Consider the following 3,328-nt stretch of genomic DNA (forward strand, 5'->3'; position numbering starts at 1 on the left):
CTGCGGGCGAGGCGGGCGAGGCGGGCGGGAAAGCCTGAGGGGGCCGGGCGCGTCCCACTCCCGCGTTCCAGGCGGCATACGTTTCCGCTGGTCAGGCCCGCTTGTGGCGTTCCAGTGTCCCGGATTGCCGGAGTTTCGTGGCTTCTGGGATGGATCACCCCGCATGGTCGAGCTGTGTCCGTACATCGGCACCACGGCACCACAGCAACGACCCGAGGAGTCCGTACATGCTTCGCAAGCGTTCACGTCTGATCGCCGTCCCGATCGCGGCCGTCGCCCTGACGCTGACCGTCGCCGGTCACCAGGCCGGTGCGGCCGGGACCGGCCCTTCGGCCCCGGGCGGCGCGGGGGCGTCCGGCAAGGCGGCCGCCCCCGCCCCCTGCCTGGCCGGAGCCACGACGCTGGTCGGCGATCTCGACGGTGACGGCCGCCCGGACAAGATCACGAACCCCGGGCACACCGGCACCAGGATGACCGTCCAGTGGGGCGCGGCGGACGGCTCGTTCGGCACCAAGCAGAACGTCGGCAAGCTGCTCGGCGCGAAGCCGGGCGAGGTCGCGACCGCCGCCGTCGCCGACTTCCAGAAGGACGGCAAGCTGGACATGGTCGTCAACATCGTCAAGCCGTCCGGCGTCGACGACCCCGCGACGGCACGCGTCGCCGACTACCGCCCGGGCCCGCTCAAGCGCGCGAACCTGGCCTCGGCCCACGCCCGCCACCTCGACATCGGTGACAGCCGCGAGGTCAAGCAGCTCCGCATCGCCAACTACGGCGACGACCAGTACCCGGACCTCGCGATCCTCAACAACGCCGGTGACGGCGTATGGGACCGGGAGGTGCGCCTGACGAAGGCGCGCACCGGCCCGGGGAGCTACGACTCCGAGCAGCAGTACAAGTACGGCGAGCACGGCACCCCGGCCGAGCCGCCGGCGATGCCGAGCGACGGCTGGAAGCGGTTCTACCAGGCCTGCACCGCCTGAGCCGGTGCCCGACCGACGGCGGCCTTCGGGCCGCCGTCCCGTCGCACGCACGCCGCACGCGCGCCCGCCACAGGGCCGGGCAAAATTAATGCAAGCACGCTTGCTTGTTTCTCCGCGCGCTGCCATGCTCCCTGGCACACCGCCGTGCCCCGAGGGGAGCGTTCCGTGTCCGATGCCCTGCCCGTGCTCGACGACCTGCGCAGCGAGAGCGAGGAACTCGACCGGCTCGTCGCGGAGTTGGGCGAGGAGCGCTGGGCGCTCGCGACGCCCGCGCCCGGCTGGACGGTCGCCCACCAGATCGCGCACCTCGCCTGGACCGACCGGGCCGCGCTGCTCGCCGCGACCGACCCGGAGGCGTTCGGCGCCGAGATCGAGAAGGCCGCCGCGGCCCCCGGCACCTTCGTGGACGAGGGCGCCGAGGAGGGGGCCGCGCTGCCGCCCGCCCAACTGCTCGCCGCCTGGCGCTCGGCCCGCGCCCGCCTGTGGCAGGCCCTCCGCGACGCCCCCGCCGGCACCCGCCTGCCCTGGTACGGGCCGCCCATGGCCGTGCCCTCCATGGCCGGCGCGCGGCTCATGGAGACGTGGGCGCACGGCCAGGACGTGGCGGACGCGCTCGGCGTGCGGCGGGCGCCGACGGACCGGCTGCGGCACGTGGCGCGGATCGGCGTACGGGCTCGGGACTTCGCCTTCGCCGTACGAGGACTCGGCGCGCCCGGCGAGGAGTTCCGGGTCGAGCTGACGTCACCCGTGACGGGGGAGGTGTGGGCGTACGGCCCCGAGGACGCGGCCCAGCGCGTCACGGGCCCGGCGCTCGACTTCTGCCTCCTGGTCACCCAGCGCGCCCACCGCAACGACCTGGCGCTCCGGGCGGAGGGCCCCGACGCCGACCGCTGGCTCTCCCTCGCCCAGGCCTTCGCGGGCCCGCCGGGCGAGGGGCGCGAGCCGGGTGCGGGCGCGGGGCGCGAGCCGGGTGCGGGAGCAGGTCGGTGACCCCGCCGTCCCTGCGCAAAGGCCCCCCGCGCATACGCCCCCTGCGCATAGGCAACGCCTCCGGCTTCTACGGCGACCGGTTCAGCGCCATGCGGGAGATGCTGACCGGTGGCGAACTCGACGTGCTGACCGGGGACTATCTCGCCGAGCTGACCATGCTGATCCTCGGGCGGGACCGGATGAAGGACCCGTCCCGGGGATACGCCAGGACCTTTCTGCGGCAGCTGGAGGAATGCCTCGGCACCGCCCACGAGCGAGGCGTGAAAGTCGTCGCCAACGCCGGGGGGCTCAACCCGGCCGGGCTCGCCGGGGCCGTGCGGGAGCTGGCCGGGCGGCTCGGCGTCCCCGTGCGGGTCGCGCATGTCGAGGGCGACGACCTCGGAGGGCGTTTCCCCGGCGCCCTCACCGCCCACGCCTACCTCGGCGGCGCCGGGATCGCCGCCTGCCTGGACGCCGGGGCCGACGTGGTCGTCACCGGGCGCGTGACCGACGCCGCCCTGGTCAGCGGGCCCGCCGCCGCCCACTTCGGGTGGGGGCCCGCCGAGCACGACCGGCTCGCGGGCGCCGTCGCCGCCGGGCACGTCCTGGAGTGCGGCACGCAGGCCACCGGCGGCAACTACGCCTTCTTCGCCGAGCACGAGCCCGCATCCCTGCGCCACCCCGGCTTCCCGCTCGCGGAGATCCACCAGGACGGTTCCGCCGTCATCACCAAGCACGACGGCACCGGCGGCGTCGTCGACGTCGGCACGGTCACCGCGCAGCTCCTCTACGAGACCCAGGGCGCCCGGTACGCGGGCCCGGACGTCACCGCACGGCTCGACACGGTCACCCTCACCCAGGAAGGCCCCGACCGCGTACGCGTCGACGGTGTACGAGGCGAGGCCCCGCCGCCCACCCTCAAGGCCGGTCTGACCCGGCTCGGCGGCTTCCGCAACGAGGTCGTCTTCGTGCTGACGGGCCTTGACGTCGAGGCGAAGGCCGCGCTCGTCCGCGCCCAGATCGAGGACGCCCTGGAGCGGGCCGAGTCCCGGCCCGCCGCCCTCCGTTGGGAGCTGGCCCGCACCGACCGCCCCGACGCCGCCACCGAGGAAAGCGCCTCCGCCCTGCTGCGGCTCATCGTGCGCGACCCCGACGCCGACACGGTGGGCCGCGCCCTCAGCGGCGCCGCCGTCGAACTCGCCCTCGGCAGCTACCCCGGCTTCCACGTCACCGCACCCCCCGGCAAGGGCGCCGCCTACGGAGTCTTCGAGGCGGCGTACGTGGACCGCTCCGGCGTCCCCCACGTGGCCGTCCTGCCGGACGGGGAGCGGCGCCAGATCGGCTCTGGCGACGACACCCGCGTACTGGAGGACGTGCCC

Annotated in this window: 3 protein-coding genes; all 3 read left to right on the forward strand. The window is 75.0% G+C overall.

Annotated elements, in window-relative coordinates; all coding sequences use genetic code 11:
- The first annotated feature begins 227 nt into the window (after positions 1–227).
- Positions 228–980, forward strand: a complete 753-nt coding sequence (locus GKQ77_RS30335) for an FG-GAP repeat domain-containing protein (RefSeq protein WP_219692327.1) — start codon at positions 228–230, stop codon at positions 978–980.
- Between the two features lie 165 nt (positions 981–1,145).
- Positions 1,146–1,970: a TIGR03084 family metal-binding protein gene (locus GKQ77_RS30340; protein ID WP_219692328.1), complete on the forward strand. Its 825-nt coding sequence runs from the start codon at positions 1,146–1,148 to the stop codon at positions 1,968–1,970.
- Positions 1,967–3,328 (forward strand): acyclic terpene utilization AtuA family protein (locus GKQ77_RS30345; protein WP_308117829.1); only part of this gene is annotated, 1,362 nt, incomplete at its 3' end. The genes GKQ77_RS30340 and GKQ77_RS30345, both read left to right, overlap by 4 nt.

Origin of the sequence: Streptomyces anatolicus, assembly GCF_019400875.1 — a bacterium.
GTDB lineage: Bacteria > Actinomycetota > Actinomycetes > Streptomycetales > Streptomycetaceae > Streptomyces > Streptomyces anatolicus.